This window comes from Pantoea sp. M_10 (genome assembly GCF_008631515.1).
GTDB classification, from domain to species: domain Bacteria; phylum Pseudomonadota; class Gammaproteobacteria; order Enterobacterales; family Enterobacteriaceae; genus Pantoea; species Pantoea anthophila.
In genome coordinates, this window is sequence record NZ_VWUL01000004.1 from 297,761 (window position 1) to 322,556 (window position 24,796).

Consider the following 24,796-nt stretch of genomic DNA (forward strand, 5'->3'; position numbering starts at 1 on the left):
TGATATATATATTTAGTCGCTATGTGAAGTGGTGAAGTGCCATTAGTTTTTTAACCTCATAAGGAATTGAAAAAATTATGTCTACACCCGCCCATTTATGGCTTGAAGATGAAAACGGTTCTCCCGTCACAGGCAGCTGTCAGATGCCACTGCGGTTGGGCTCCATCGAATTAAAATCGTTCTCTCACGGCGTAACCATACCTGTCGATCCCAGCCGGGGAAAGCTCACGGGAACGCGGGTCCATAGCCCTGTAACGATAGTCAAAGAGTTTGATCAAACAACGCCGCTACTCTACAGAGCAGTCTGTGAAGGCCGGACAATGAAGAAAGGCACTATCCGAATGTATCGCATTCTGGAATCCGGAATTGAAGCCGAATATTTCAATATCATTCTGGAAAATGTCAAATTTACGACAGTCGCACCCTACCTTGCCCCTGGCGGGATGAGCAGTACGCATCTCGAAACGCTGGAATTACGCTATGAGGCAATCACATGGAAATATATGGATGGCAATATCGTATATCGTGATGAGTGGAATAACTACGCGAGATCATAAGTGCTTCTGACTGACTTCACCAATCAACTTCTGAAATTAATAGATAAGACAGTTACGTCACCCCCGAATTTTTGTTATGTCGCAATATTTCCAATACTGTTATCTGCTGCAGTTGCATTACTGCCGTCCTGTGAACAGGTGTAACGAAATGGAGAGTCCGTTACCGTTACACCTGTCGCAGGGAGAAAGCAGCATCCGCGAGCATGCATCACGCCAGCTTCACCGGCATTCGTTTCATCGGGTATGCGTTGAGCGCAGAAGCCATAACTATGCTGCCGTGTCGATGTCAGCCGCCCCAGCGACTTTTCAGATAACTCACCGCCTGCTGAGTCTGCGGCTGATTGAGATAGTTCTCTCTGAAAAGAATGGTGCCGTCGATATGGGGCCAGGACTCATTGAGGTCGAGCTGCTTTCTCAGTTCCGGCACTCCGCCCTGCAGCGTCCAGTCAGGCTCAATCCGCGAAGGCTCGCCCACCTTGTAGAGCGCCAGACCGATGTAAAGCCGGGTTCTGGTGGGCTTCACCACCTCTGCCCACCACTTTGCCAGCACGTCATAACGGGCAGCCTGACGGGAGAACGGCCAGTAGAGCTGTGGCGCGATATAATCCAGCAGCCCCTGCTGAACCCAGCGACGGGTATCCGCATAGGCTTCATCGTAGGCCGCTGCGCCTCGGGTATCTGAACCCGCCGGATCGTGCGACAGGTTGCGCCAGACACCGGCCGGGCTGACACCAAATTCCACCTCCGGCTTCAGCTGTTTAATGGTACGGGAGACCTGCTCAATAAGCTGTTGCGTATTGTGACGCCGCCAGTCGGCTTTGCTGGCGAAGCCCTGCCCGTAACGGCTGAAGGTCTGACTGTCGTTGAGCAGGGAGCCTGCCGATTCCGCATAGAAATAGTCATCGAACTGCACACCGTCGATCGGATAGTGCGCCACCACCTCGGCCACAATACTGGTGATCCAGTCGCGTGCGTCCGGGATGCCGGGATCAAGCACGTAGCGGTCGCCTGCGGTACGAATCCAGTCACGGTGCAGCACAAACACGCTGGCCGGATGAAGAGAGAGCGTGCGGTTCAGCTCACTGGTGGTAGAGGGTTTGATGTTGACCGAAACCCGATAGGGGTTGAACCACGCGTGGACTTTCATACCGCGTTTATGCGCCTCATCCAGCATAAACTGCAGCGGATCGTAACCGGGATCTTCGCCGATTCTGCCGGTCAGCATATCGGACCAGGGCAGAATTTTAGAGGACCAGAGCGCCGTGGCATCGGGCTTCACCTGGAAAAAAACCGTGTTAATTCCCAGGCTTTTCAGTTTATCCAGCTTGTCGATAAGCGACTGCTGCTGCATCCGGATGCGCTCTGCCGGGCTGGCACCATTGACCGATGCGACGGGAGGCCAGTCAAGACGGGATACGGTAGCTAACCAGACGCCGCGCATCGGTTGCCGGGCCTGAGGCTGCACCGGCTGGCTGGCTGGCGGTAACGGCTGTTTCGTGACCGGTGGAAAAGGCGTCACCAGCGACCGCGGCGGCTCAGAGGCGCAGCTGACGAGCAACAGTGCCGCAGCCAGTGCGGCCCCGCGCCTTAACGCCATGCTGGCTGCGGCAGGAATAAGATTCAGTGCGATGATAAACTCCAGTTTTATCTGGTCGGGACGCAAAGAGGAGTATTCTCGGTGACTCTGATTAAATGTCAATGCGTTAGCGCTGGGGACTGAACACAATACCGGTCGCCGCCAGACAGGCTTTGAGGGTGCCAAAAGCATCCTGACACTGCCGTTCATTGACGCAGGCATACCCCAGCAGCAGACCTCGCGTCTCCTGAGGATGCATATAGTACTGCGATAGTGGCCGCACCTTTACGCCGCGCTTCAGCGCCTCGGCGGCAATGGCGACATCATCACTGCCTGCCGGCAGCGGCATCACCAGATGCAGACCGGCTTCATGGTTAAAAGCCGGTAAGAAGGCGGGCCCCAGATAGCGCTCGATTAGCCGACAGAGGAACTGCCGCCGCTGTCGATAAAGCAGCCGCATCCGCCGGATATGCTCCATGTAATGACCCAGCCGGATAAACTCCGCCAGCGCCCGCTGAATCAGCAGATGTCCGCCGCGATAGAGTTCCGCTGCCGCGATGCGCATCGGCTGAGCCAGCGGTTTTGGCACCACCAGATAGCCAATGCGCAGGGCGGGATAGAGCGTTTTACTGAACGTGCCCATGTAAATCACCGGCGCATCGGCTTCCAGCCCCTGCAGCGAGGGATGCGGCTGTCCGGAGAAACGAAATTCGCTGTCGTAGTCATCTTCGACAATCCAGCTCTGATGACGGCGCGCCAGTGTGAGCAACGCCTGACGACGTGCCAGGCTCAGATGCACCCCCAGCGGGTATTGATGGGAAGGTGTGACAAACACCATTTTGGGTGGCGGCCCGCTGTCGGGCACCAGGCCCTGCTCATCCACCGGCATGGCCCGGATTTTCAGGCCATTCATCCGCAGCAGATTGCGTGTTCCCCAGTAGCCCGGCTCTTCCATCCAGACCCTATCGCCTGGGTCGCACAATACCCGCGTGACCAGATCGACCGCCTGATGAACGCCCTCGGTGATCAGAATCTGATCCGCATCGGCCTGCACGGAACGCGCCACCCGCAGATAATCGACCAGCGCATGACGCAGATCGGGGCAGCCGCCGCCGCTGCTGTAAACCAGCCGATGGACGTCAGGCTCCCGGTTCAGGCGCGCCTGAATCTGACTGAACAGCTTATGGGGAAATTCGGTCACGTCGGGCGCGCCAGGCACAAATGCTCCCCACTGATAAGGGGACGCGGTGGCGTGCCCCAGCAGTGTGGCACCGCGCTTCGACAGGGTGGCCGGTCGCTGCGCCTTCACGGCGGCCAGGTCGGCAATCGCATCACTCTGCAGCGAACTCTCCGGCAGCGTCTCGGCAATCCACGTGCCGCTGCCGGTGCGCGCGGTCACGTAGCCCTGCGCCATCAGACTTTCATAGACATGCATGACCGTGTTTCGCGACACGCCGAGTTCACGCGCCAGATCGCGGGTGGGCGGCAAACGACTGCCGCGCGGAAAGACCGCTTCCGTGATCGCGGCCTGCATACAGTTGAGCAGTCGCTGATGCAGGGAACCGGTTTTCATAAACTGTAACCGTGCTAATAGATGATCGGCGTACAAGAGTCGCAATTGGCTCCATCCTTCCTCTGATAATTGGCTCTGGCAACTCACCACGCCTCAGGCATAAATAAACGTGTTTGTCGGGAATTGTAAACACGCATATCAATGAGGTGGATCAAATGAGCGAAAAAAATAACCTGATGCAGGAACGTAAAGCACAGGCTCTGCCTAAGGGCATCGGTACGCTGTGCGACTGGTACGTTGCCCGGGCAGAAAACGCCACCTTATGGGATCAGGCTGGTAACAGCTGGATCGACTTCGCAGGCGGCATCGCCGTGCTGAACACCGGTCATCGCCATCCACGCATCGAGCAGGCTGTGGCTGAACAGTTAACAAAGTTTACCCATACGGCGTTCCAGATCACCCCTTACGAAAGCTATATCGCACTGGCTGAACGCATCAATCAGCGGGTGCCGGTTGCCGGTGCAGCGAAAACCGCCTTCTTTACCACCGGTGCCGAAGCGGTAGAAAACGCGGTTAAAGTGGCGCGTGCCTATACCCGTCGTCACGGCATCATCACCTTTGGCAACGCGTTTCATGGCCGCACCTTTATGACCATGGCCATGACCGGCAAAGTCGCCCCCTACAAGCGCGATTTCGGCCCGATGCCCCCTTCCGTTTTCCACGCCCGCTACCCCAGCGCGGTGCAGGGGATCAGCGTTGAGGCGGCACTGACCAGCCTGGATGAGATTTTCACACAGGACATTGCGCCCCATGATGTTGCGGCAATCGTACTGGAACCGGTGCAGGGTGAAGGCGGATTCCATGCGGCACCGGCAGAATTTATGGTGCAGCTGCGTGAACTGGCTGACCGTCACGGCATCCTGCTGATTGCGGATGAAGTACAGAGCGGATTTGCCCGCACCGGCAGGCTGTTTGCCATGGAACACTATCCGGTAAAAGCCGACATCATCACCATGGCGAAAAGCCTGGCGGGCGGGATGCCTCTCTCCGCCGTGGCCGGTCGCGCCGAGGTGATGGACGCGCCTGCCCCTGGCGGACTGGGCGGTACCTATGCCGGAAATCCGTTAGCCATCGCGGCGGCTCACGCGGTGCTGGATGTGATCGAGGAGGAGCAACTCTGTCAGCGCGCCGTGGATCTCGGTGGCCGGCTTGTCGCTGAACTGGAGGCGCAGCAGCGCAAACACCCTGATATCGCCGAAGTGCGGGCGCTGGGTTCGATGGTGGCGATGGAGTTCTATCAGGCCAGCACCGCGCAGGCCGTTCAGAAGATGGCGATGGAACAGGGCCTGCTGCTGCTGACCTGCGGCGCGAAAGGCAACGTTATCCGCTTCCTCTACCCGCTTACCATTCCGGATGCCCAGTTCAGCCAGGCGCTGACCCTTCTCTCCACGGTGATCGATCGCTGTGTTGCCCCTGCCGGACACCCTGTCGTCCCGGCATGATTTCACTGGCTCGTTAATCGCAAGCCCCTTTCCTGTTCGTCCGGCCAGCATGGCCGGGCGTCCCCCGGAGACGTTGACATGACGATGACTCAGAGTGCGAATGAAGATTCGCTGGCTCAGAACCTGAAACCGCGCCACGTGCGCATGCTCTCGATTGCCGGCGTAATTGGCGCCGGGCTGTTTGTTGGCTCCGGCCATGCTATTTCTGAAGCGGGCCCCGCCGTGCTGATCTCCTATGCAGCCGCCGGGTTGCTGGTCGTGCTGATCATGCGGATGCTGGCGGAGATGGCGGTAGCCTCACCCGATTCCGGATCGTTCTCCACCTATGCGGAGAAAGCGCTGGGACGCTGGGCCGGGTTTACCATCGGCTGGCTCTACTGGTGGTTCTGGGTGCTGGTGATCCCGCTGGAAGCCAATGCGGCAGGCACGATCCTGCACGCCTGGTTCCCCGATGTGGCCATCTGGCAGTTCACCTTCGCCATCACACTCTTACTGACTATTACCAACCTGCTGAGCGTGAAAAACTACGGTGAGTTTGAATTCTGGTTTGCCCTGATCAAGGTCGTGGCGATCATCCTGTTCCTCGCCGTCGCGGGTGCCGCCGTGTTTGGTCTGCTGCCTGACAGTCACACCAGCGGCCTGTCGCATCTTTATGACACCAACGGCTTCATGCCAAATGGCCTCGGCGCGGTGGTGGCGGCTATCCTGACCACGATGTTCTCTTTTATGGGCACCGAGATTGTCACTATCGCCGCCGCAGAGTCGAAAAATCCCGGCCGGCAGATTACGAAAGCGACTAACTCGGTGATCTGGCGTATCGCGCTGTTCTACCTGCTGTCGATTTTCTTCGTGGTGGCGCTGGTTCCGTGGAATACGCCAGGCCTGGTTGAACAGGGTTCCTGGCAGACCGCTCTGCAGGCAATGAGCATTCCTCATGCCCGGCTGATCGTCGATCTGGTGGTGCTGATGGCGGTGTGCAGCTGTCTGAATTCGGCGCTCTACACCTCCTCGCGCATGCTCTACTCGCTGTCACGCCGCAAGGATGCGCCTGCTGCGGCCTCACGCACCAATCGCAGCGGCACACCCTGGGTTGCGGTGCTGCTCTCGACTGCGGCGGCGTTTCTGGCGGTGATCGCCAACTACCTCGCGCCCAGCGCGGTCTTCGAATTTTTACTCGCCACCTCGGGTGCCATTGCGCTGCTGGTCTACCTGGTGATTGCCGCATCCCATCTGGTACTGCGCAAAAAACGCGAGCAGGCGGGTGAAGTCCTGACTTACCGCATGTGGCTGTTTCCCGGTCTGACCTGGGTCACGATTCTGTTTATCGTCACGGTGCTGGTGATCATGCTGTTTGATCCTAAACACCAGACAGAATTAGTGGCGACGGGCGGTTTAACGCTGGTTATTATTGCGACCAGCCTGCTGCTGCGCCGTAAAAAGGCAGAACAGAAAAGCACGCGCTATTTTGTGCAGCGCTCCTCTGACCCGTCATAATTAACTGAAGCGCATTAACAGTGAAAAAGCCCACCTTTTATAAGGTGGGCTTTTTTTTGCATCTGGTTCCCTGGTGCTGACAAAAAGGGTCTGGCGATATAAGGTTTTCTCTGATACCCACTTTTTCGCTGTGGTTTTGGTAACGTTACTTTTATTCCTGTTTCGCCCCGGGCGCAATCAATTTTCGTCAGAATGGCAAAAAAATTAAAGATAAGTGAGGGACAGAATCCCTCTGGTTTTTTCGGCGTTTAACCAGTGCATCTTCACTTCTGCAGGTAACCTGTTCAGAGAGTGGAGATTTCGGAGATCAGCCGTCGTCAGCGTAGTCTTTCCCCTGCCAGAATCATAACAACTGAACACGACCTGATTCTTTCCGGTGTTCATATCACATGAATCATTCGTCACCATGCCGCGAAAGGTAATCGTGCCTGAATCCGAACCAGCACTTGCTGCCCCGGCGATTGTCATTAAGAGCGTGGTAAAGCCAGCGAGTAAAAATGATTTCATCCTGCATCCTCCTGAATGTGTGTCAGGAGTTATCGGCGCAGATCGCAAAAGATTAAGCACTGAAAAGAGAATTAAATGTAAATCTTCGCCAGCCGGACTTTTCATCGCCCTCGTTTTTTTAACATCGATAGTAAAAAAAGAATTTTTGGCGTTAACGGTATAATTAACATCAACACAGAATAGCAGGAGTTAAACGCAAAGACGGATTAGTGGAAAGGTTAAATAAGCTGAGGCACTTTCTGCAGTGACAGAAATGGGCACGCTGGTTTTTATTCTGACTGCCTGTTCAAAATAAATATCACTCAGGCGTTGCGGAATGAGAGATATCCGCGCTGCCCCTGCGGAATTCACCTAAAATGTTTTCGGCTCATTCCAGATACTGGCTGAACCGCAGCAGATAACCATCCGGATCCTGCAGAAGAAACTCGCGCTGACAGGCGGTTGTCCCGCCGGTGTCATACACCGTATCCCGCAGCGGGCGATAGAGCGGAATACCCTGCTTTTGCACCCGAGTCAGCACGACCTGAATATCATCCACTTCAATCTGAAAATTGATGCCCCGTCCCAGCGGCCAGTGAAGCTCTGCCGTGTTCCAGCCCTGAGGATGAAACTGCTCAATCATCAGTTGCGCCTCGCCATAGCACAGGTAAGCGAAGTCCGGCTGCTGCCGCTGTATTCTCACGCTGAATCCCAGTACCGTCGTGTAAAAATGCAGTGAGGCGGCAAAATCGGTTACGGTGAGTTCTGGCACCATACGATTCCAGTAAAGGGGTTGATTGTCACTCATTTCTTCTTCCCTGTTATCGGTTGTGAGGCTGGCTCAGGCATGACCCAAAAGGTTTCGCTGCAGTTCATCGAGTATCAGCCGCAGTGCTGCAGGCTGATGTTCCCGCGACAGGTAAAGTCCCCAGATGCCAATGCGTCCCGGCTCATAATCGGGCAGTAAGGTGACCAGTTTTCCGCTTTCCAGAGCCTGACGCGCCTCCTGCTCGGGCACCATCGCAATCCCACAGTCTGCACTGGCCGCATCACACAACAGAGAGGAGATCCCGGCGCTGAAATTTCCTTTGACCGCCACCGCCATTTTCTCTCCCTGCGGGGAGGTAAAGTGCCAGCTCTGTCCGGCGAAATGGCTGTAACAGAGGCAGTTATGGTGCGCCAGATCGTCAGGCGTTTGCGGCATCCCGTGCTGCTGCAGATAGGCCGGTGAGGCGCAGAGGACAGAGCAGCAGTCACCCAGGCGGCGGGCGATAGTGCCCGGCTCCGGCGTATCAGTGATGCGGATGGCGAGATCGATCCGTTCACCAATCAGGCTGACAGGCTGATTATTGATCTCCAGCTCGATGCGCAGGGCCGGATAGCGCGCCAGAAAGTCGGGGATCACCGGACCGACAAGGTGGACAGCCGTGAAGTGCGCGCAGGCGATGCGCAATGTCCCGGCGGGTATTCCCTGCGGGGTCTCCTGACGGATCTCCTCCGAAAGGCGTGCCAGCTGGCGGGTCTTTTCCAGAATCGCCTCGCCTGCAGGGGTGATCGTCAGACGACGTGACGAGCGATGCAGCAGACGCGTTCCGGCCCAGCTCTCCATTTCTTCCAGATAACGGCTCACCATGGGACGGGAGATCCCCAGTGCGTGTGATGCCGCACTCAGGCTTCCCAGCTCACAGATCCGGTTAAAAACGGCCGCCGCAGTCACTCTGTCCATCTGTTTTACCTGTTCGGATTATGAAACTCAGCATCTCTGATTTCGGGAATTCTAACAGATGTCAGAATGCGTAAAATAGCGTCACAGACACAGAACATGATCATTTGCGCCGCCCTGTGCGGCGATTACCCTCTGAGGATAAACATGAAAATTGCAGCTCACGCTTTAATTATGATGCTGGCTTCAGCCTCTGCCAGCGCCACGACCCTGAAACTTGAAACCTATAATCCGCAGGAAAAGGGCCTGTTTGCCGTTTCATCTACGCTGGTCTCCGGCCCCACCGAAGCCATTCTGTTTGATGCGCAGTTCAGCACGCAGGATGGTGAGAAGCTGGTGGCGATGATTAAACAGAGCGGCAAAAAACTGAAAGAAATCGTGATAACCTCCGGCGATCCCGACTTCTATTTTGGCCTGGAACCGATTGTTAAAGCCTGGCCGGATGTGAAGGTGGTGGCCTCACCCGCGGTGGTAAAACATATTCAGGAGACGCATGAGGCGAAGCTGAAGTACTGGGGTCCGCAGATGAAACAGGGCGCGCCTGACGCGCTGACCGTGCCAGAGGTGACGCATGAGACACGGTTTAGCGTAGACGGTGAAGTGCTGGAGCTGCGTCATCCGGATCAGTATGCCGCTTACGTCTGGATCCCCTCCGCCAGCACCATTCTGGGTGGGACGGCCCTCTCTTCCGGCATTCATGTCTGGACAGCAGACACCCTGACCCCTGAAAGCCGTGCGGCGTGGCGTCATATCCTGACAGAGATGCAGACGCTGCATCCGCAGAACGTCATCCCGGGTCACTATCTGGGTGCGCGCCCCGCCGGGTCGCAGGCAGTGGATTTTACCCTCAACTACCTGAAGTCCTTTGAGCAGGCGCTGTCGCAGCACAAAACCTCAGCAGAGGTGATTAGCGCCATGACGGCCGCCTGGCCAGGACTGGCCGAGCCGGGTTCGCTGGAGCTCAGCGCGAAAGTGAACACCGGTGAGATGAAGTGGTAAACCCGCAGAGAAACGGCTGACTTTGCAGCACAACGCGGAGTGCACCAGGGCGCTATTTTTTAGCCAGATAGCGTCTGTCATCCCGCGCCTGCAATCGCGCCTCAGCGGGTGTGGGGAAGATGTAGTGAAACAGGTCGCGGTAAAAACTCAGGTGTTTCAGCAGACCTTCCTGAATCGATCGGCTGATATCTTTGATCAGAAATTCCTGCGTGGTGTTGAAGTTCGTCACGCTGAAAAAGGTTTTGTCGTAGACGTTTACCACCCCTTCCCATTTCATCACCTGCTCCTCCGGGGAGAGGCCTTCCGAGACGGTAAAGATCCCCTTGTGGGATTTCACGCCCTGTTTACTGACATAGGTGGTTAAGGCGTCGTAGCCGCGTTTGTTGCGCCAGCGGCAGAATTCGTAGGGCACGTCGTAATGGGGCAGCACAAAGTCCGGGCTGCGAAAATGTTCATCCGCAATCAGGCCATCCAGCGTCACGGTAAAATGCAGAAAGTCCTGCAGAAAATCGAACTGGCGGGTTTTGGTCAGGGTGACATTAATTGAGTAGTGACCGGCCTGCACAAACCAGTAATTGGTAAAGCCTGTCACCAGAATAGTGAACGCCTGCCAGTCACTGACGCGTCGATCGCCCGCCAGTCCCCTGAAACGGCTGATCATCATCCGTGACTTCGGATGCTGATACGCTTTCAGCAGCGGATCGTTCATACCTTTCAGTAACATCAGGCTCACTCCATGATAGTTTGCGCTTATCCTGCCACGCTCTAATCAGAGTGAAAAGTGTCGCTGTTCTGAATGTGACCGCTTTATGGCCGTAGCGGATGGGGTCCGGCGGAACGACCGGGGAGGTTCAGGATCTTTCACCGCACAGAGCAGGCAGCTGAGAGGCGCGTCCTGATGACGCGCGATGTCCGGCTTATGAGATCACAACTGCGCGAGAGTTTTAAGTGTTTCAGGATTCTGCTGGACCATACGAATCAATAAAACTGCCTGTGCATTAGGTCTGGCTCTGCCCTGCTCCCAGTTCTGATAAGTGGTTTCACCTGTGTGAAGGTAATGAGCAAATACAGCCTGAGAGAGATTGAGTTTTTCACGGACGTCGCGCAACTCCTGCGGCGTAAGGGTAACAGGCGCGCGTTTTGTCACCTTGTGATGCTTCAGCGTGATCTTTCCCTCCTGGTGATCCTGGAGTTCCTGCATCCCCGTCATGAGTTCACTGAAAATATCGCGTTCAGACATGCCTTAGCCCTTTTTTGATCACCTGCAGTGCCGTCGCCAGCGCATCTCGCTGCGCCTTAGTGAGGTCATCGCGTTGATCTTTGTCGTAAATGGTAAACAGAATGAATTGGTCCTGCTCATTCGTCCAGTAGTAGATCACTCTGATTCCGCCTCTTGCGCCCTTATGCCGACGCTCATCCCTGAAGCGCACTTTACGCAGCCCGCCGGTATCAGATCACCCTTTTCAGGGTCTGCCAGCAACATGTTCTGAAACGCCCTGAACTGGTCATCATTAAGATAATCAGGCCGGTATTTCTGAAAGCTGGAAAGTTCGATGAAGAGTGCGTCCATGTCATTCCCTATCCCCAATCAGGGGATAGTTTATCCCTGCATCGGCTAAAATTCAATCATGCCGTCCTTCCTGTCTGGTTTCCCGCCTCCAGCACTTCACTCAACCGCGCCACCAGCGCGCGTACCCGGTGAGGAATAAAACGGGCATCAGGGAAAATGGCGTAGAGATAGCGGTCGGGAAGCCGCCAGTCCGGTAACAGCCGTACCAGCCTGCCGGATGCCAGCGCCTCCGCGCCAATCAGGGTCTGTAATCCGCCTATTCCCAGCCCGGCCTCCAGAGCCTGCCGCAGGGCATCGCTGTTGTTGGCGCGAAACACGCTTTTCACCGGAACAGAGATCCTCTCTGTCGCCGAGAGCAACTGCAGCGGGGTGTCCGGGGAAACGCCGCTGAAACGGACATGGGGATGATGCGCCAGCTCAGCCGGCGTCTGGAGTGTACCGTGACGGGCGATCCAGTCAGGGGACGCCACCAGCACGGTTTCTACGGTGGCCAGTACCCGGGCCGCCAGCGTGGTGGGCGGCGACTCACTCAGGCGAATCGCCAGGTCAACGCCCTCCGCAATCAGGTCTGACAGACGATCTTCCAGCGCAAGGGTTAACTGCAGGGCCGGATGCGCCTGCTGGAAGGCAATCAGAGACGGCATCAACCGCTGCCCGATGCCGCTCGGTACCTGGATGTGCATCCTCCCGCTCAGCGGTTGCGAGTCGGGCCGCAGTTGCTGCTCCAGTTCTTCCATCGCATTGAGCAGGTGTCTGACCTGCTGCAGATAGCGTTCCCCCTGCTCCGTCAGCGCCATGCTGCGGGTGGTGCGGTGCAGCAGCACAACGCCCAGCGCCTCCTCCAGGGCTGCAATCTGCTGACTTACGGCCGATTGTTTCATGCCGTTCTGCCGTGCGGCCGCCGAGAAGGAGCCCGCTTCCGCCACCCGGATGAAGGTCTGAATGGCGTTAAGTTTGTTCTGCATTCAATGATTTTCCTGATAAGTGATATCCGGTTGGTGGGATTTAATCAGAATCTTTGGCAGGTGAGAATGCGTTCCGTTACTCAACAAGAGAGTGGAGGTGAGCATGACGCAGAAAAACAGGGTGGCATTAGTGGCAGGCGCCAGCGGGATTGTCGGGCAGCAACTCTGCCAGGCGCTGGCTGACAATCACTGGCAGGTCAGGGCGCTGACCCACCGCGCTGCCGCTGCCGGGAGCGGGATGGAAACCTTCCGGGTCGATTTGCGGGATCCGGAGCAGAGTGCGCAGCAGCTCGCTTCACTGACTGACGTCACGCATCTCTTCTACAGTGCCTGGCTCAGCGCCGCTGACTGGCAGGCGATGGTGGAGCCTAATCTGGCGATGCTGCAGAATCTGGTGCGGGTCATTGAGGCTATCGCGCCGCTTGAGCATGTCAGCCTGATGCAGGGATACAAAGTCTACGGCGCGCATCTGGGCCGTTTCAAAACCCCGGCGCGGGAGAGCGATCCCGGTGTGCCGGGTGCCGAATTTAACGCCGCACAGCTGGCCTGGCTGAGCGCACAGCAGCAGGGTAAAGACTGGCACTGGAGCGCTCTGCGACCCGGCGTGGTGGGCAGCGACAGGCCGGGCAACAGTATGAATCTGGCCCTGAGTCTGGCGCTGTATGCTTCCCTGTGCCGGGCGGCGCAGCTGCCGTTACGCTTTCCCGGTTCACTGGCAACCTGGCACAGCATGGTCGATTTTACCGACGCCTCACTGCTTGCCGATGCGACGCTCTGGGCCGCGCGTGCGCCTGCGGCGGCCAACCAGGCCTTTAATATCAACAATGGCGATCTCTGGCGCTGGAGTGAACTGTGGCCGGTCATCGCCGCCTGGTTTGAACTGGCGATCGCGCCGCCAGTTGCTCTCTCCTTCCGGCAGCTTTTTCAGGATTACCGTGGGCTATGGCGGGAGATTGCGGAAGAGAACGCCCTGGTGCAGCCCGACATTCTGGCCCTGAGTGATGGAACGTTTGCGGATTTTGTCTTTGGCTGGGATTACGACATGTTTGGTGATGGCAGCAAGCTGCGGCGGGCGGGGTTTCACCACTATCGCGCGACGGATCAGATGTTTTGCGATCTGTTCAGTGGCTTCAGAGCGGCCCGCATCATCCCGTGAGGGGCCGGATCGAGACGCGAGGCAGAGCGCGCAGGGGCGGCGCTCTGCGAGGGCAAGGCCTCAGCGTCCTTTCTTCTTGCGACCCGGCTGGGTAAAGCGCTTGCGTGAGGCACCACCGGCATCCGCTTTTTCAGCCGGTTTCGCCGGGCCTTTCTGCGGTTTTTTTCCCGCCGCAGGTTTAGCAGGCGCTTTGGCTTTCTTAGCCGGTTTTTCTTCAGACGAAGAATTTTCCAGCAGTTTAAACAGCTCAATGAGTTCGTCGTCAGTCAGATCGCGCCACTCGCCCAGCGGTATGCCTTTGAGATTAACGTTCATGATGCGGGTACGTTCAAGCTTCGTCACTTCATAGCCAAAGTGCTTACACATACGGCGGATCTGGCGATTCAGCCCCTGCACCAGCGTGATACGGAAGACAAACGGCGCCTCCTTTTTTACTTTGCACTTTTTGGTGACGGTGCCGAGCATGGGCACGCCCGCGCCCATACCGGCAATAAACTCATCGGTGATCGGTTTGTCGACGGTCACCACATACTCTTTCTCGTGGTTGTTACCGGCGCGCAGGATTTTGTTGACCAGATCGCCGTGGTTGGTCAGGAAAATCAGGCCCTGAGAATCTTTGTCGAGACGGCCAATCGGGAAGACGCGCTTACTATGATTAACGAAGTCGCTGATGTTATCGCGCTCGCCCTCTTCCATCGTGGTGATAACCCCCACCGGTTTATTCAGCGCGATCAGCACCAGATCCTCTTCATCACGCGGCTCGATCAGCTGACCATTCACCTTCACCACATCGCCTGCAAATACCTGCGCGCCCACAGTGGCGCGTTTGCCGTTAATGAAAACGTTGCCCTGCTCGATGTATCGATCGGCGTCGCGGCGGGAGCAGATACCGCTCTCGCTGATGTATTTATTGAGACGAGTTGATGAGTCAGTCAGCATGGTTCCTCCAAAAAACGCGGACTATACCTTACCGGCGTGAGCTTGCGAAGCCTTTGCGCGGGAAACTTGTGGCACGCCCCGCGCAGCAGAGCGTCAGAGCGTAATCGCCATCTCCACACAGCGTAACGCACAGCCCGCCAGCTTCGAAGGATAGAGGCTTTCGCCCAGAACCCGGAAGCCATGCTGCTGATAAAAGCCGGCGGCGTTGGGCGTCGAAGCGAGCGTCAGACGGTGATAGCCACGCTGCAGCGCCTCCGCTTTGATTCTGTCGATAATCCGGCCCGCCAGGCCCTGTCCGGTAAATTCAGGCAGCGTAAAAATCGCCTCCACGCTGGCCGCGCTGAGATCCAGCAGTCCGGTCGCAACCGGCTCGCCGTCCGGGCCATCAATCACGAAAAAGGGGTTCTCGCGGATCATCGCCGGAAAGCTGGCAGGCATCCGGTCTGGCGTCCAGGCGGTCAGCACCTCTGGCGGATAGGTATGCTGGCAGCCGTGGCGGATCGCCCGATTTCTGATCTCCCATAAACGGTGCGCCTCTTCAGGCGAGGCTTCTCTGACTATCATACTGCCCTCCTTTTGCTGAATACCCGGTTCGCTATCACACCACGTTGTGGCGCACTCGGCTAGCGACTGAACAGCTCTGTTGCATTGGCAAACCGGCTGTTTTTATCCTGCTGCATCTGCAACAGCACCGGCGGCGTCAATACAAATTCATTGTTGTTAAAACAGCGGCTTACTGACTGGCATAGTTACTGCTTAGCCTTTTCTTTTATATCTGAAAGTTTGGAAAAACTTACGTTACCAGTTATTCAGCTATATCAGGAGAGCAACGATGTCAGAAACTCAACCCCTGCAGTTCGCCTACTGGGTGCCGAATGTCTCAGGCGGACTGGTGATCAGTCAGATAGAGCAGCGTACCCGCTGGGATGCCGGATACAACCGGAAACTGGCGCAGATTGCCGAAGAGGCGGGCTTTGACTACGCGCTGACGCAGATCCGTTTTACCGCCGGTTATGGCGCGGACAATCAGCATGAGTCGGTCACCTTTTCTCAGGATCTGCTCAGCCAGACGTCGCGATTGAAAGTGATTGCGGCTCTGCTGCCCGGCCCGTGGAATCCGGTGCTCGCGGCGAAGCAGATCGCCACCATCAGTCATCTCTATGGGCCGCGCATCGCCGTGAATATTGTCAGCGGCTGGTTCCGGGGCGAATTTAAGGCGATCGGCGAACCCTGGCTCGATCATGAAGAGCGCTATCTGCGTTCGGAAGAGTTTATCCGCTGCCTGCGCGGTATCTGGCGCGAAGAGAGCTTTACCTTTGCCGGGGATTTTTATCGCTTTCGCGACTACGCCATGAAACCGAAACCGCTGTCACCGCTGCCGGAAATTTTTCAGGGCGGCAGTTCACGGGCGGCGCGGGATATGGCCGCCCGGGTGTCAGACTGGTACTTCACCAACGGCAATACCCCGGAGGGGGTGCGTCAGCAGGTGGCCGACATCAGGGCGAAAGCCAGCGTCAACCAGCACAAGGTGCGGATCGGCCTGAACGGTTTTGTGATTGCCCGTGACAGTGAGCAGGAGGCGCAGGCGGTGCTGCAGGAGATCATCCGCAAAGCTAACCCGGATGCGGTCAAAGGCTTTCAGCATGAGGTCAGAAATGCGGGCAGCGCATCACCGGAGGGCGAGGGAAACTGGGCGAAATCGTCGTTTGAGGATCTGGTGCAGTATAACGATGGCTTTAAAACCAACCTGATCGGTACACCGCAGCAGATTGCCGAACGGATTATTGCGCTGAAGCGGGCCGGTGTGGATCTGCTGCTGCTGGCGTTTCTGCACTTTCATGAAGAAGTCGAATTCTTCGGACGTGAGGTCATACCCCGGGTGCGTGAGCTGGAGGCGCAGGAAGCGCTGGTCCGCGCATAGCTGCCGCTTTCTTTGCTGGCTGTGCTGCAGGTTATCTGCCGCTCCGCGCTGGCGGGGCGGCAGGTTCAGGACGTCAGCGCCATTGATCTGCCCGGTTAAAAACGGGCATTCACTCCCACGTTCCACGTCACCTGATGCGTCTCACTGTTACCCGCTACGGCCGAAACGCCCGCAAAGGCATTCACTGCGGCACCCAGCGGCACGCTGGCTCCCACGGCCATGTTGATCCAGTTGTCATCCCTGCCATCACTGCTGCGGGTAAAGGCGGTGCGGGTCGATTTCAGTCCGGCCGTTACCGCGGAATCACTGTCACCAAACTGATGGTTGTAACTGATCTGCGCCCAGGGATTGACCGGCAAATCTTTGCTGTCGATACGCCAGCCCAGGGAGCCGACCTGGGCGTGCAGCGTCTGGTCGCCAAAGCGCATAGAGGTGCTGCTGTTGCCCTCCTCCTGATAGCCGCCGACCCGCGTGTAGTCGAGCGCATAGCTCGCCACCGGTCCGGTCGTGACGTAACGGCCAACGGGAAGATCCCAGCCGGTCTGCACCCGCATCCCGAGCACTTTCCCGCCACTGTTACCCTGTTCGGTACGGGTCGCAGGCCCCAGTTTCACCTGGCGTTTAATATCGTCGAAATCCAGGTCGGCATAGTGGGCGTCCGCGTTTATCCAGCCGTGGTTGAGGTAGTTCAGCTGGCTCCAGATCGCCACCAGATTACCGCGCAAGCGGTAATCGAAGCGCGACGAGGGCTGCTGGCGCTGCGAGGTGGTGGAGAGCATCGCACCGGCCTGCCACGCATCGGTCAGCTGATAGCCCACCCCCACGGTGCCGGTGGCGCTGGTGGCATCCCCATTCAGCAGACTGTCGCCACGAAAATCCCGCTGCTGCCCGGCGTAACCGCCAAAAACGGTTAACGTGCCCGCCTCTGCGGGCTGCTGACGCTGCTGCTGCAGATGCCCATCCAGCGTATTCTGCGCATCGCCCACCAGCATTGAGGGAGCACGGCTCAGCGCCGCCACCTGCAGCGGTGCGTTCAGCACTGACTGAATGTAATCGGCGATCAGCGCATGGACTGCCGGGCTGGGATGCAGCCGGTCGGCAAACAGATACTGCTGCGAGGATGAAAATCCCGGCGTGGAAGCGGTGCAGTCCATCGACGACACGCCGGGCGGGCAGGCCATGCCGGCGGTGTTGGTGAGTCCATAGCGGACCGGATTATCGATCACCTCATTAAACAGGCCATTGATATCTACCCGGGCGATGTTGCCGCGGGCCGCCAGCAGCCCCTCCTCTTCGGCCTGATTGTAACGGTCGGTCAGCGCCGAGGCGGCCTCACTCAGCAACCGCCAGGCAGCGATCAGCTGCTGCGCGAGCGCCTCACGGATCGGCGGAATCGCAGAAAGCTGCCCCGCCGCCTCACCCAGAGCCGTTTCAATCGCCTGCTCGCGCGCGGCCCGGTCTGGCGTGGTGCGGGTGCTCAGCGACTGAAACAGCGCCGCCGTGGCCGGTTGCGCGGCGGGTCCGAGCGTCTGCAGAATCGCCTGCAACAGCGCGGGGGTGGCCCCCACGTTGGGCACCGTCGGCACAATCACCGTTCCGGCGCCGGCATCCAGCAACCGGCTAACCTGTGAGGCCGCCGCACCGGCGCTGTTATCGACCAGCTGCCGGGCAGTCAGAGGAGAGAGCGCCGCCGCCGCTAAGTCATTGCCGCCGATCCAGTGGATATAGAGGCCATCGGGATCGGCCCGCCCGCCGCGGGTTGCCAGATAACTTTGCAGCTGATCCTGGGTATTAAACAGGGGATTGATCGCCGGTACCGCGACGGCGCCGCCCTCGGCATAGTTGTTTCCGCCCTGCGATGAAGGACGTAAGGTATCGCCCAGCGACTGCGCGACGATCTCGTCATACAGCGGGTGGGTTGCGCCATCATAGGTAAAGCGCCCTACGTTCCCGCCATCGCTCAGGCTGTCGCCAAAGACGGTGAGGTGGTTCCATGCCGCGGCGGGCAACGGTGACAGCAGACTCAGGATCGCACAGCAGAAAAGGGTTTGCGCGTGAAGGGGTTTCATCAGCAGCTCCGCACAGGGGTAAAGGAGGACGAACCGCACCCGATGGCACGGTTAGCTGTAAGCGTAGTCGTCCGGCGAAAGAGGCTGCGAAAAAGGCGAGATCTGGCTCGCAAAGCGGGAAAAATCTGGCGTGAAAGCGGTCTGCGGCCGCACCGGCTACAGCGGAGTCAGCGCGGCTACTTTTTGGTGGCGGGCTTCAGGCCACGATAGAAATCCTGCAGACGTTTCATGGTTTTGACCGTGCGCTGCGGCATCGCAGAAGCTACCGACAGGATCAGCATTTCCAGACAGACCATGATGGTGCCATGCAGCGGAATGCGTCCTTTTTCACCGCCGCGAGGCACGTTGATCACCACATCGGCTTCGCGGGCAAAAAAGGAGTCGGTGGCGTTGGTCAGCAGGATGAGCGGAATGCCGAGCCTTTTCGCCTCACGCACGACCGTTGTCCCCTCCCGGTGCGCCGACTGCTGCGCCATCATCACCAGCACATCGCCCCGCTGCATCGCCAGCATCTGTTCAGCCAGTGCCACACCGGAACGGTTCAGTGAAAAGGCTGGCAGGCCGATGCGGTTAAGCAGCCGCACGCTATAGTCCGCCAGAATGCCCGATGCATTGATGCCAAAAATCGCGACGGCGCGCGCTTCGCTCAGCAATGTGACCGCATCCGCGACCGCCACGCGGTTCTGCGGCTGAGAGAGCACCTCACAGGCGTGGCGGTGGCCCGACAGCACAAAGTCGATGGCGCTGCTCACGTCGCTGGTCACCTCACTGACGGTCGTCACCATTTTATCTTCGGAGGTCAGCGCCGGCCCGAACCAGGCTTTCAGCGTCTCTTTCAGGTCGCGCAGGCCGCTGAAACCCAGGGCCTGAATCGCGCGGATGACGGTGGCATCTGAGGTCTGATTTGCCAGGGCGATCTCCATTGCCGTGCTCTCCAGCACCGTTTCGCGCTGTTGATCGAGGTAACGGGCTACGTCAAGCAGACGCGGCGAGAGCTGCTTTTCCCTGGCGCGCAGGCGCTCTGCCAGCACATCGGTTCTGTTCTTTACTGTCCGGATCGATTTCATGCTTCACCTGATTGAGGGGGGTAAAATTTTTCGTCTCTCAATTACGCTCTTTTTCACGACCCGATAGGCGAAAAAGATGTAGTGAAAGAGTCGGAGTGTCTGATTATTCACCTGATAACGCTGTGGATTAAGCGTCATCATTCAGACTGAAAATAAATAATTTAATTATATTACAGACAGATAAACATAGCTTCACTTAGCCTTCCGCTGAAAATTTGCCTCAGGCGAAATGTAGTATTTTACGATTAAATTATATTTACTACTACACCGGCTGATGATTGAATGATTCTCAATTACAGATGAGAAGCATTGTCGTCGGGGCGGTGAGAGGTTCTTCCCCCCTTCCGGCTTAACGCTTCGCTGTTTAACACACTGCATGTTGCAGAAGACCTCCAGGGAAGCCCTGTGCGACCGACAGAAGGTCATGCCGGGCGTTATTGACCTCAGCTTCAGAAACGAAAAGAAAAATGAAAAACAGTTCAGACTCCCGTTATCCGGCCCGGCACTCTGCTCTGGTCGTGGCGATCTGCGGCAGCATCCTGCTGCCGCAGGCTGAAGCAGCAACCGACAGAGCACCGGATATCACCGTCACCGCAGAGGCGAATCCGGAGGGAAATTACAGCGCCAGCCAGAGCAGTGTTGCCAGCAAAATGCCCACTGCCCGGCTGGATGAAGCGCAGTCGGTCAGCGTGGTAACACAGCAGCAGCTGGAGGATTATCAGGTCAGCTCGCTGGCAGAAGCGATGCGTTTTGTCAGCGGGGTGAGCGAAGCGAACACCCTGGCCGGAACCGAGGATGGCTTTGTGCGACGCGGCTTCGGCAGCAATGCCGACGGGTCGATCTACCGTGATGGGATCCGCAGCAGTCAGGGCCTTAACGTCGATGCCACCACGGAGCGGGTGGAAGTGCTGAAAGGCTCCTCCTCCCTGCTCTATGGCATTCAGAATCCGGGCGGCATCATCAATGTGGTCAGCAAAAAGCCGCAGTACAACTGGCACTCCAGCGTCAGCGGACGCTACACCAGCGAAGGCGGCGGAGCAGGCACGCTGGACGTCACCGGGCCGCTGGGCAAGGGTTTCGCCTTCCGGCTGATTGCCGAAAAACAGAATCAGGATTACTGGCGCAACTTTGGCCGTGAGGAGCACACGCTGGTGGCCCCCTCACTGCAATGGTTTGGTGAGCAGGCCAGCTTTCTGATCAGCTATGCCGACTACCGTTATGATATCCCCTACGATCGCGGCACCGCCTTTATCAATGGCCGGCCGATTGATATCGGCTATAAAGATCGTCTGGATGACAAAGCCAATCACGCCTGGGGACATAACAAAACCCTGAACGCGCACTACGACTGGCAGTTTAACGACGAGTGGACAACCCGTCTGACCCTGGGCTGGAACCAGCGGCGCTATGACAACAATGAAGTGCGGGTGACGGCGGTGAATGCCAGCAGCGGCGTGGTCACACGCCGTGCCGATGCCAATCGTGGTTTTAACCATAAAACCAAATATGTCAGCTGGGATCTGCTGGGGAATACAGAAATCCTCGGTATGTCGCACGCGCTGGTGGCAGGAACAGATTATGAGATGAACCAGACCTACCGCGCGCATCAGTATCAGGGCAGGGTCAACCGTCAGTTCAGCTACTTCAGTCCCGACTATGACCTGCTCTCTCCGGTGACCGATGCCAGCACGGAAAACAGAACCGCGGCCAATAACCTGAACCGCATTCACAGCCGTTCACTCTATCTTAAGGACAGCATTTCGCTCTCACCCGACTGGATTGTGGTGCTGGGCGGCCGTTATCAGCACTATGAACAGCGAGCCTCTCGCGGTGTAAATCCACAGGTGGAAACCCTGAACGATGAGGGAAATAAATTTCTGCCGCAGGCCGGGGTGATCTACAAACTGACGCCCGACCTCTCGTTCTACACCAGCGTCAGCAAGTCGTTTACCCCTTCCACCGACGTGGATGACAATGGCAACGTCGGCAAGCCGGAACAGGGCACCAGCTGGGAGGTCGGCAGTAAATGGCAGCTGTCGCCGAAACTCCTGGCGACCGTGGCTCTCTATCGCATTGATGAAAAGGCGATGTCGCTGAACATCAATGGCAGCACGCGGGCGATTGATAAGGCGCGATCTACCGGCGCGGAGTTTGAGCTGAACGGCGAGATTTCTCCCGGCTGGGATCTCAGCGCCAGCTACAGCTATGACCAGGCGGAGATCGTCAGCGACCGGGTCAATCCGGACAACAACGGCAACCGGCTGCAGAATGCGCCGCGCCAGTCCGGTGCGCTCTATCTGAGTCATGAGATGCAGGTCAGCGGGTTGCCAGGCTCACTGCGACTCGGCGGCGGTGCCCGCTATGTCGGCACCCGTGCAGGCGATCCTGATAACAGCTTTACCCTGCCCGACTATGTGGTGGCAGACACCTTTGTGGCGTGGAACAATCGCCTGTTTGGTGAAAAAACCCAGCTGCGTCTGAATCTGAATAACCTGTTCAACCAGCACTACTACAGTTCAAGCGGCGGCAATCTGCGCGTCCGTGAAGGTGAAACCCGTAACCTGATGGTACAGGCCCGTGTGGAATTTTAAATCGCTGCGTGCCGGGCTGCTGCTCGGCCTGCTCTGCATCAGCGTCGGCGCAGGCGCGCGGACGCTGACCGACATCATCGGTCGCCAGGTGACGCTGCCCGATCATCCGCAACGCATCGTGCTGGGTGAAAGCCGGATGCTCTACAGCGTCGCGCTGCTGACCCCAGGCAATCCGCTGCAGCATATTGTGGGGTGGCCGCTCGACCTGAAAAAGTATGATCCTCAGACCTGGCAGGCTTTTGCCCGCCAGTTTCCGCAGATGCGCGAGATTACACCCCTGGGGCTGGATGGGGTCAATGACATGAACCCTGAACAGGTGATTGCACTCAGACCCGACGTGGTTGTCCTGCCGCAGCTGGCGCGTGACGGTGAAAACGGCGCCCTGCTGGAGAAGATGCTCAGCGCGGCGCATATCCCGGTGGTGAAGATCGACCTGCGGGTTGACCTGCTGAACAATACGGAACGCAGCATGACGCTGCTGGGGGACGTGCTGAATCAGCCGCAGCGGGCTGCTGAGTTTAATCATTTCTACCGCACCCATATGCAGCGCATTGAAACGCGGCTGGCTGATTATCATGGCCCCCGGCCCCGCGTGCTGTTGCAGCTGCATCTTGGCCGACGAAATGAATGCTGCGTGACTTCGGTAAAGGGTAATCTGGGCGACCTGCTGCGCTTTGCCGGCGGGGATAATATTGCCAGCCAGCAGGTCAACGGGGTGTTCGGGCGACTAAGCGAGGAGAGCGTCATCGCCGCCCGGCCCGACTTCTACTTTGCCACCGGCACCGGCAGCGCGGATGAGGCCGGGGCACTTCAACTCGGACCCGACGTCTCCGCCGCGCAGACCCGGCACAGCCTGCTGGCACTGACCGGTCAGCAGCACGCCCTGAAGCAGCTGACCGCACTGCGGGACGGCCACACAGGGGCGATCTGGCACAACTTTTACCTCAGTCCGTGGCACGTGGTGGCAACCGAGTTCTTTGCCACCACGCTCTATCCGCAGCTGTTCAGCGATGTTGACCCGGAGCAGACGTTGCGTGAACTGTTCCAGCGATTTCTGCCGATCCCCTTCTCCGGCACTTACCTCTACCGGCTGGCACCGGACACGGCGCGGTCAGGCGGCTGACTGGCCGCCGTTTTTGATGCGGACAATATCGGCCATCACCGACAGCGCAATCTCTGCCGGGGTTTTGCTGCCGATAGGCAGACCGATGGGCGCATGGATGCGATCCAGTTCGGCACGATCCATACCGGCGATCTGTTGCAGACGCGCGCGCCGCTTCTCACTGTTTTTGGCTGAGCCCATGATGCCGATGTAGAAGGCAGGGGTGGCGATCGCCTCCATCATGGTCAAATCGTCGATGCGCGGATCGTGGGTCAGCGCCACAATCGCCACCGCCGCATGCGCCCCGTTGAGTTCCAGCCAGCGCGCCGGATGCTGTGACACCAGCGTCACGTTGTCTGCGCCGCCGAAATGGCTCTCCAGCTCCGTCAGCATCTCCGGACGGTGCTCACAGACCCGCACATGAAAACCCAGAATCTGGCCGAGCCGGATGCACTCATAGGCCACGCTGGAATAGCCCGCGACCAGCAGTTCCGGAATCGCCCCCACCGGCAGCACGATCTGCTGCTCGCTGGCATCCAGTGCGGGTAACACCCGACTGGCGGCGATCGCCTCCCACTGCGCCCGTTCACCGGGGCGTATCATTTTTACCAGCGGCTGCTGACCGCTCAGCGCCCGCTGCATCGCCGTCAGCAGGGCCAGCGTGGCCTCATCGGGCGGCAGAAACTCAATAACGATCTCCAGACTGCCGCCACAGGGCAGGCTGACATCAGGCAGCATCCCGCCCTCGCCGTAACGCACCCGCTGACTGCTGTCGCGGTAAGCCCCGGTAGCCAGCTGCGCCAGAAAATCCTCTTCGATGCAGCCGCCTGACAGCGAGCCGCAACTCTCTCCGGTCTCACTGACCGTCATGAGTGTCCCCGGTGCGCGCGGGGAGGAACCGTAGGTGCGCAGCACCGTGCAGAGCCACACCGCCCGCCCCGCCTGAGAATGGCTGAGGGCGGCATTAATGACGCGTTGATCCAGCGTTATCATGAGAATTCCTTTATTAACTGCAGATCGGCAGGAAAATCGATGTCACACAGACAGCCGCGATCGTGCAGCGACAGGCGGACGGCGGAGGCGTTCACCAGCGCCTGCGGCCCGCTATCGCCCTGCAGGCGGCTCAGGACCGGATAACAGTGACGCTGAAAGCCCACCGGATGCCCCGGCCTGCCCGCCACCCAGGGTCGGACGACAGGCGCATCCGCCAGCGCCGTGCTGACGGCGCAGTAACTCGCGGCTGACACAAACGGCATATCCCCCAGCGCAATCAGCCAGCCGTCATAGTCGCGCGTGGCGTTAACGCCTGCCGCGATCGACTCCCCCAGTCCGCCGCTGTCACACAATACCAGCGTCGCGGAGGTGCAGAGCGCCTGAAGCGCAGCGGCGTCGGGACGCGTCACCACGTACAGGTCAAGTCCACTGGCCGCGGCCTGCTCCAGCGTATGTTGCAGCAGCGGTTTGCCATCAAGGCGGGCCAGTAACTTATGCTCGCCCGCCTGCTGACGAAAACGGCGGCTCAGTCCGGCAGCCAGCACAATTAACGCTATCTTCACTCTCTCTCCC

General features: G+C 58.2%; 24 protein-coding genes. 8 read left to right on the forward strand and 16 right to left on the reverse strand.

Annotated features, from left to right (window positions below):
• Positions 1-77: 77 nt before the first annotated feature.
• Entirely contained in the window at positions 78-557 is a 480-nt protein-coding gene (locus F3I47_RS13905; protein ID WP_150029164.1) for a type VI secretion system tube protein Hcp, read from the forward strand.
• A gap of 286 nt (positions 558-843) precedes the next feature.
• Here the strand turns inward: F3I47_RS13905 and F3I47_RS13910 are convergent, their stop codons facing one another.
• A complete protein-coding gene (locus F3I47_RS13910) occupies positions 844-2,220 on the reverse strand; it encodes a glycoside hydrolase family 10 protein (RefSeq protein ID WP_167431798.1) in 1,377 nt (458 codons plus the stop codon).
• Between the two features lie 40 nt (positions 2,221-2,260).
• On the reverse strand, positions 2,261-3,751 hold the full coding sequence (locus F3I47_RS13915; protein WP_190311326.1) for a PLP-dependent aminotransferase family protein: 1,491 nt from the start codon (positions 3,749-3,751) through the stop codon (positions 2,261-2,263).
• A 110-nt stretch (positions 3,752-3,861) separates the two neighbouring features.
• Here F3I47_RS13915 and gabT point away from each other — a divergent pair, with 110 nt between their 5' ends.
• Both gabT and gabP read left to right on the forward strand, forming a co-directional pair.
• Positions 3,862-5,148, forward strand: a complete 1,287-nt coding sequence (gene gabT / locus F3I47_RS13920; protein WP_046102773.1) for a 4-aminobutyrate--2-oxoglutarate transaminase — start codon at positions 3,862-3,864, stop codon at positions 5,146-5,148.
• A gap of 84 nt (positions 5,149-5,232) precedes the next feature.
• The gene (gabP, locus tag F3I47_RS13925; protein ID WP_369750604.1) at positions 5,233-6,642 is read left to right on the forward strand and encodes a GABA permease; all 1,410 of its coding nucleotides are present in this window, start codon (positions 5,233-5,235) and stop codon (positions 6,640-6,642) included.
• A 204-nt stretch (positions 6,643-6,846) separates the two neighbouring features.
• On the opposite strand, the gene F3I47_RS13930 is transcribed toward gabP, so the two are convergent.
• The 3 genes from F3I47_RS13930 to F3I47_RS13940 form a co-directional block, all read right to left on the reverse strand.
• A complete protein-coding gene (locus tag F3I47_RS13930) occupies positions 6,847-7,149 on the reverse strand; it encodes a type 1 fimbrial protein (protein WP_150029166.1) in 303 nt (100 codons plus the stop codon).
• 367 nt (positions 7,150-7,516) lie between these two features.
• Positions 7,517-7,936, reverse strand: coding sequence for a VOC family protein (locus F3I47_RS13935; protein ID WP_140029334.1), 420 nt, complete (start codon positions 7,934-7,936; stop codon positions 7,517-7,519).
• A 33-nt stretch (positions 7,937-7,969) separates the two neighbouring features.
• Positions 7,970-8,854, reverse strand: coding sequence for a LysR family transcriptional regulator (locus tag F3I47_RS13940; RefSeq protein WP_150029167.1), 885 nt, complete (start codon positions 8,852-8,854; stop codon positions 7,970-7,972).
• Between the two features lie 144 nt (positions 8,855-8,998).
• Between F3I47_RS13940 and F3I47_RS13945 the strand changes: the two genes are divergently transcribed.
• Entirely contained in the window at positions 8,999-9,850 is an 852-nt protein-coding gene (locus F3I47_RS13945; protein WP_150029168.1) for a Vmh family MBL fold metallo-hydrolase, read from the forward strand.
• A gap of 52 nt (positions 9,851-9,902) precedes the next feature.
• On the opposite strand, the gene F3I47_RS13950 is transcribed toward F3I47_RS13945, so the two are convergent.
• From F3I47_RS13950 to F3I47_RS13965, 5 genes are all read right to left on the reverse strand, one after another.
• The gene (locus F3I47_RS13950) at positions 9,903-10,574 is read right to left on the reverse strand and encodes a hypothetical protein (RefSeq protein ID WP_140029331.1); all 672 of its coding nucleotides are present in this window, start codon (positions 10,572-10,574) and stop codon (positions 9,903-9,905) included.
• 201 nt (positions 10,575-10,775) lie between these two features.
• Entirely contained in the window at positions 10,776-11,090 is a 315-nt protein-coding gene (locus F3I47_RS13955; RefSeq protein ID WP_046102778.1) for a DNA-binding transcriptional regulator, read from the reverse strand.
• A complete protein-coding gene (locus F3I47_RS22735) occupies positions 11,083-11,229 on the reverse strand; it encodes a hypothetical protein (protein ID WP_370462001.1) in 147 nt (48 codons plus the stop codon). Before F3I47_RS22735 ends, F3I47_RS13955 begins: the two co-directional genes overlap by 8 nt.
• Positions 11,226-11,420, reverse strand: a complete 195-nt coding sequence (locus F3I47_RS22740) for a hypothetical protein (RefSeq protein ID WP_370462002.1) — start codon at positions 11,418-11,420, stop codon at positions 11,226-11,228. Before F3I47_RS22740 ends, F3I47_RS22735 begins: the two co-directional genes overlap by 4 nt.
• A gap of 56 nt (positions 11,421-11,476) precedes the next feature.
• Complete coding sequence (locus F3I47_RS13965; RefSeq protein WP_150029169.1) at positions 11,477-12,385, reverse strand: LysR family transcriptional regulator; 909 nt, start codon at positions 12,383-12,385, stop codon at positions 11,477-11,479.
• Between the two features lie 103 nt (positions 12,386-12,488).
• Between F3I47_RS13965 and F3I47_RS13970 the strand changes: the two genes are divergently transcribed.
• Entirely contained in the window at positions 12,489-13,541 is a 1,053-nt protein-coding gene (locus F3I47_RS13970; protein ID WP_370462003.1) for an SDR family oxidoreductase, read from the forward strand.
• 60 nt (positions 13,542-13,601) lie between these two features.
• Here the strand turns inward: F3I47_RS13970 and rluF are convergent, their stop codons facing one another.
• Both rluF and F3I47_RS13980 read right to left on the reverse strand, forming a co-directional pair.
• On the reverse strand, positions 13,602-14,480 hold the full coding sequence (gene rluF / locus F3I47_RS13975) for a 23S rRNA pseudouridine(2604) synthase RluF (RefSeq protein WP_150029171.1): 879 nt from the start codon (positions 14,478-14,480) through the stop codon (positions 13,602-13,604).
• A 93-nt stretch (positions 14,481-14,573) separates the two neighbouring features.
• Positions 14,574-15,044, reverse strand: a complete 471-nt coding sequence (locus F3I47_RS13980) for a GNAT family N-acetyltransferase (protein ID WP_150029172.1) — start codon at positions 15,042-15,044, stop codon at positions 14,574-14,576.
• Positions 15,045-15,312: 268 nt separating this feature from the next.
• Between F3I47_RS13980 and sfnG the strand changes: the two genes are divergently transcribed.
• Entirely contained in the window at positions 15,313-16,401 is a 1,089-nt protein-coding gene (gene sfnG / locus F3I47_RS13985; protein WP_009092813.1) for a dimethylsulfone monooxygenase SfnG, read from the forward strand.
• Positions 16,402-16,496: 95 nt separating this feature from the next.
• Here sfnG and F3I47_RS13990 read toward each other — a convergent pair whose 3' ends face one another.
• A complete protein-coding gene (locus tag F3I47_RS13990; RefSeq protein ID WP_150029173.1) occupies positions 16,497-18,470 on the reverse strand; it encodes an autotransporter outer membrane beta-barrel domain-containing protein in 1,974 nt (657 codons plus the stop codon).
• 176 nt (positions 18,471-18,646) lie between these two features.
• Positions 18,647-19,537, reverse strand: coding sequence for a MurR/RpiR family transcriptional regulator (locus F3I47_RS13995; RefSeq protein ID WP_150029174.1), 891 nt, complete (start codon positions 19,535-19,537; stop codon positions 18,647-18,649).
• A 467-nt stretch (positions 19,538-20,004) separates the two neighbouring features.
• On the opposite strand from F3I47_RS13995, the gene F3I47_RS14000 reads away from it, so the two are divergent.
• Positions 20,005-22,128, forward strand: a complete 2,124-nt coding sequence (locus F3I47_RS14000) for a TonB-dependent siderophore receptor (RefSeq protein WP_150029175.1) — start codon at positions 20,005-20,007, stop codon at positions 22,126-22,128.
• Positions 22,115-23,251, forward strand: a complete 1,137-nt coding sequence (locus tag F3I47_RS14005) for an ABC transporter substrate-binding protein (protein WP_150029177.1) — start codon at positions 22,115-22,117, stop codon at positions 23,249-23,251. The genes F3I47_RS14000 and F3I47_RS14005 overlap by 14 nt, the downstream gene beginning before the upstream one ends.
• On the opposite strand, the gene F3I47_RS14010 is transcribed toward F3I47_RS14005, so the two are convergent.
• Both F3I47_RS14010 and F3I47_RS14015 read right to left on the reverse strand, forming a co-directional pair.
• Positions 23,240-24,223: an XdhC family protein gene (locus F3I47_RS14010; RefSeq protein ID WP_150029179.1), complete on the reverse strand. Its 984-nt coding sequence runs from the start codon at positions 24,221-24,223 to the stop codon at positions 23,240-23,242. The genes F3I47_RS14005 and F3I47_RS14010 overlap by 12 nt on opposite strands.
• Positions 24,220-24,786 carry an NTP transferase domain-containing protein gene (locus tag F3I47_RS14015; RefSeq protein ID WP_150029181.1) on the reverse strand — a complete coding sequence of 189 codons (567 nt, stop codon included), beginning with the start codon at positions 24,784-24,786 and terminating at the stop codon, positions 24,220-24,222. The genes F3I47_RS14010 and F3I47_RS14015 overlap by 4 nt, the downstream gene beginning before the upstream one ends.
• Positions 24,787-24,796: the final 10 nt, after the last annotated feature.

What these genes read in the sequence shown, in the direction of transcription:
- F3I47_RS13905 (WP_150029164.1), top strand. Translation starts at nt 78, where the DNA reads ATGTCTACACCCGCCCATTTATGGCTTGAAGATGAAAACGGTTCTCCC.
- gabT (WP_046102773.1), top strand. Translation starts at nt 3,862, where the DNA reads ATGAGCGAAAAAAATAACCTGATGCAGGAACGTAAAGCACAGGCTCTG.
- gabP (WP_369750604.1), top strand. Translation starts at nt 5,233, where the DNA reads ATGACTCAGAGTGCGAATGAAGATTCGCTGGCTCAGAACCTGAAACCG.
- F3I47_RS13930 (WP_150029166.1), bottom strand. Translation starts at nt 7,149, where the DNA reads ATGAAATCATTTTTACTCGCTGGCTTTACCACGCTCTTAATGACAATC.
- F3I47_RS13935 (WP_140029334.1), bottom strand. Translation starts at nt 7,936, where the DNA reads ATGAGTGACAATCAACCCCTTTACTGGAATCGTATGGTGCCAGAACTC.
- F3I47_RS13940 (WP_150029167.1), bottom strand. Translation starts at nt 8,854, where the DNA reads ATGGACAGAGTGACTGCGGCGGCCGTTTTTAACCGGATCTGTGAGCTG.
- F3I47_RS13945 (WP_150029168.1), top strand. Translation starts at nt 8,999, where the DNA reads ATGAAAATTGCAGCTCACGCTTTAATTATGATGCTGGCTTCAGCCTCT.
- F3I47_RS13950 (WP_140029331.1), bottom strand. Translation starts at nt 10,574, where the DNA reads ATGTTACTGAAAGGTATGAACGATCCGCTGCTGAAAGCGTATCAGCAT.
- F3I47_RS13955 (WP_046102778.1), bottom strand. Translation starts at nt 11,090, where the DNA reads ATGTCTGAACGCGATATTTTCAGTGAACTCATGACGGGGATGCAGGAA.
- F3I47_RS22740 (WP_370462002.1), bottom strand. Translation starts at nt 11,420, where the DNA reads ATGGACGCACTCTTCATCGAACTTTCCAGCTTTCAGAAATACCGGCCT.
- F3I47_RS13965 (WP_150029169.1), bottom strand. Translation starts at nt 12,385, where the DNA reads ATGCAGAACAAACTTAACGCCATTCAGACCTTCATCCGGGTGGCGGAA.
- F3I47_RS13970 (WP_370462003.1), top strand. Translation starts at nt 12,489, where the DNA reads ATGACGCAGAAAAACAGGGTGGCATTAGTGGCAGGCGCCAGCGGGATT.
- rluF (WP_150029171.1), bottom strand. Translation starts at nt 14,480, where the DNA reads ATGCTGACTGACTCATCAACTCGTCTCAATAAATACATCAGCGAGAGC.
- F3I47_RS13980 (WP_150029172.1), bottom strand. Translation starts at nt 15,044, where the DNA reads ATGATAGTCAGAGAAGCCTCGCCTGAAGAGGCGCACCGTTTATGGGAG.
- sfnG (WP_009092813.1), top strand. Translation starts at nt 15,313, where the DNA reads ATGTCAGAAACTCAACCCCTGCAGTTCGCCTACTGGGTGCCGAATGTC.
- F3I47_RS13990 (WP_150029173.1), bottom strand. Translation starts at nt 18,470, where the DNA reads ATGAAACCCCTTCACGCGCAAACCCTTTTCTGCTGTGCGATCCTGAGT.
- F3I47_RS13995 (WP_150029174.1), bottom strand. Translation starts at nt 19,537, where the DNA reads ATGAAATCGATCCGGACAGTAAAGAACAGAACCGATGTGCTGGCAGAG.
- F3I47_RS14000 (WP_150029175.1), top strand. Translation starts at nt 20,005, where the DNA reads ATGAAAAACAGTTCAGACTCCCGTTATCCGGCCCGGCACTCTGCTCTG.
- F3I47_RS14010 (WP_150029179.1), bottom strand. Translation starts at nt 24,223, where the DNA reads ATGATAACGCTGGATCAACGCGTCATTAATGCCGCCCTCAGCCATTCT.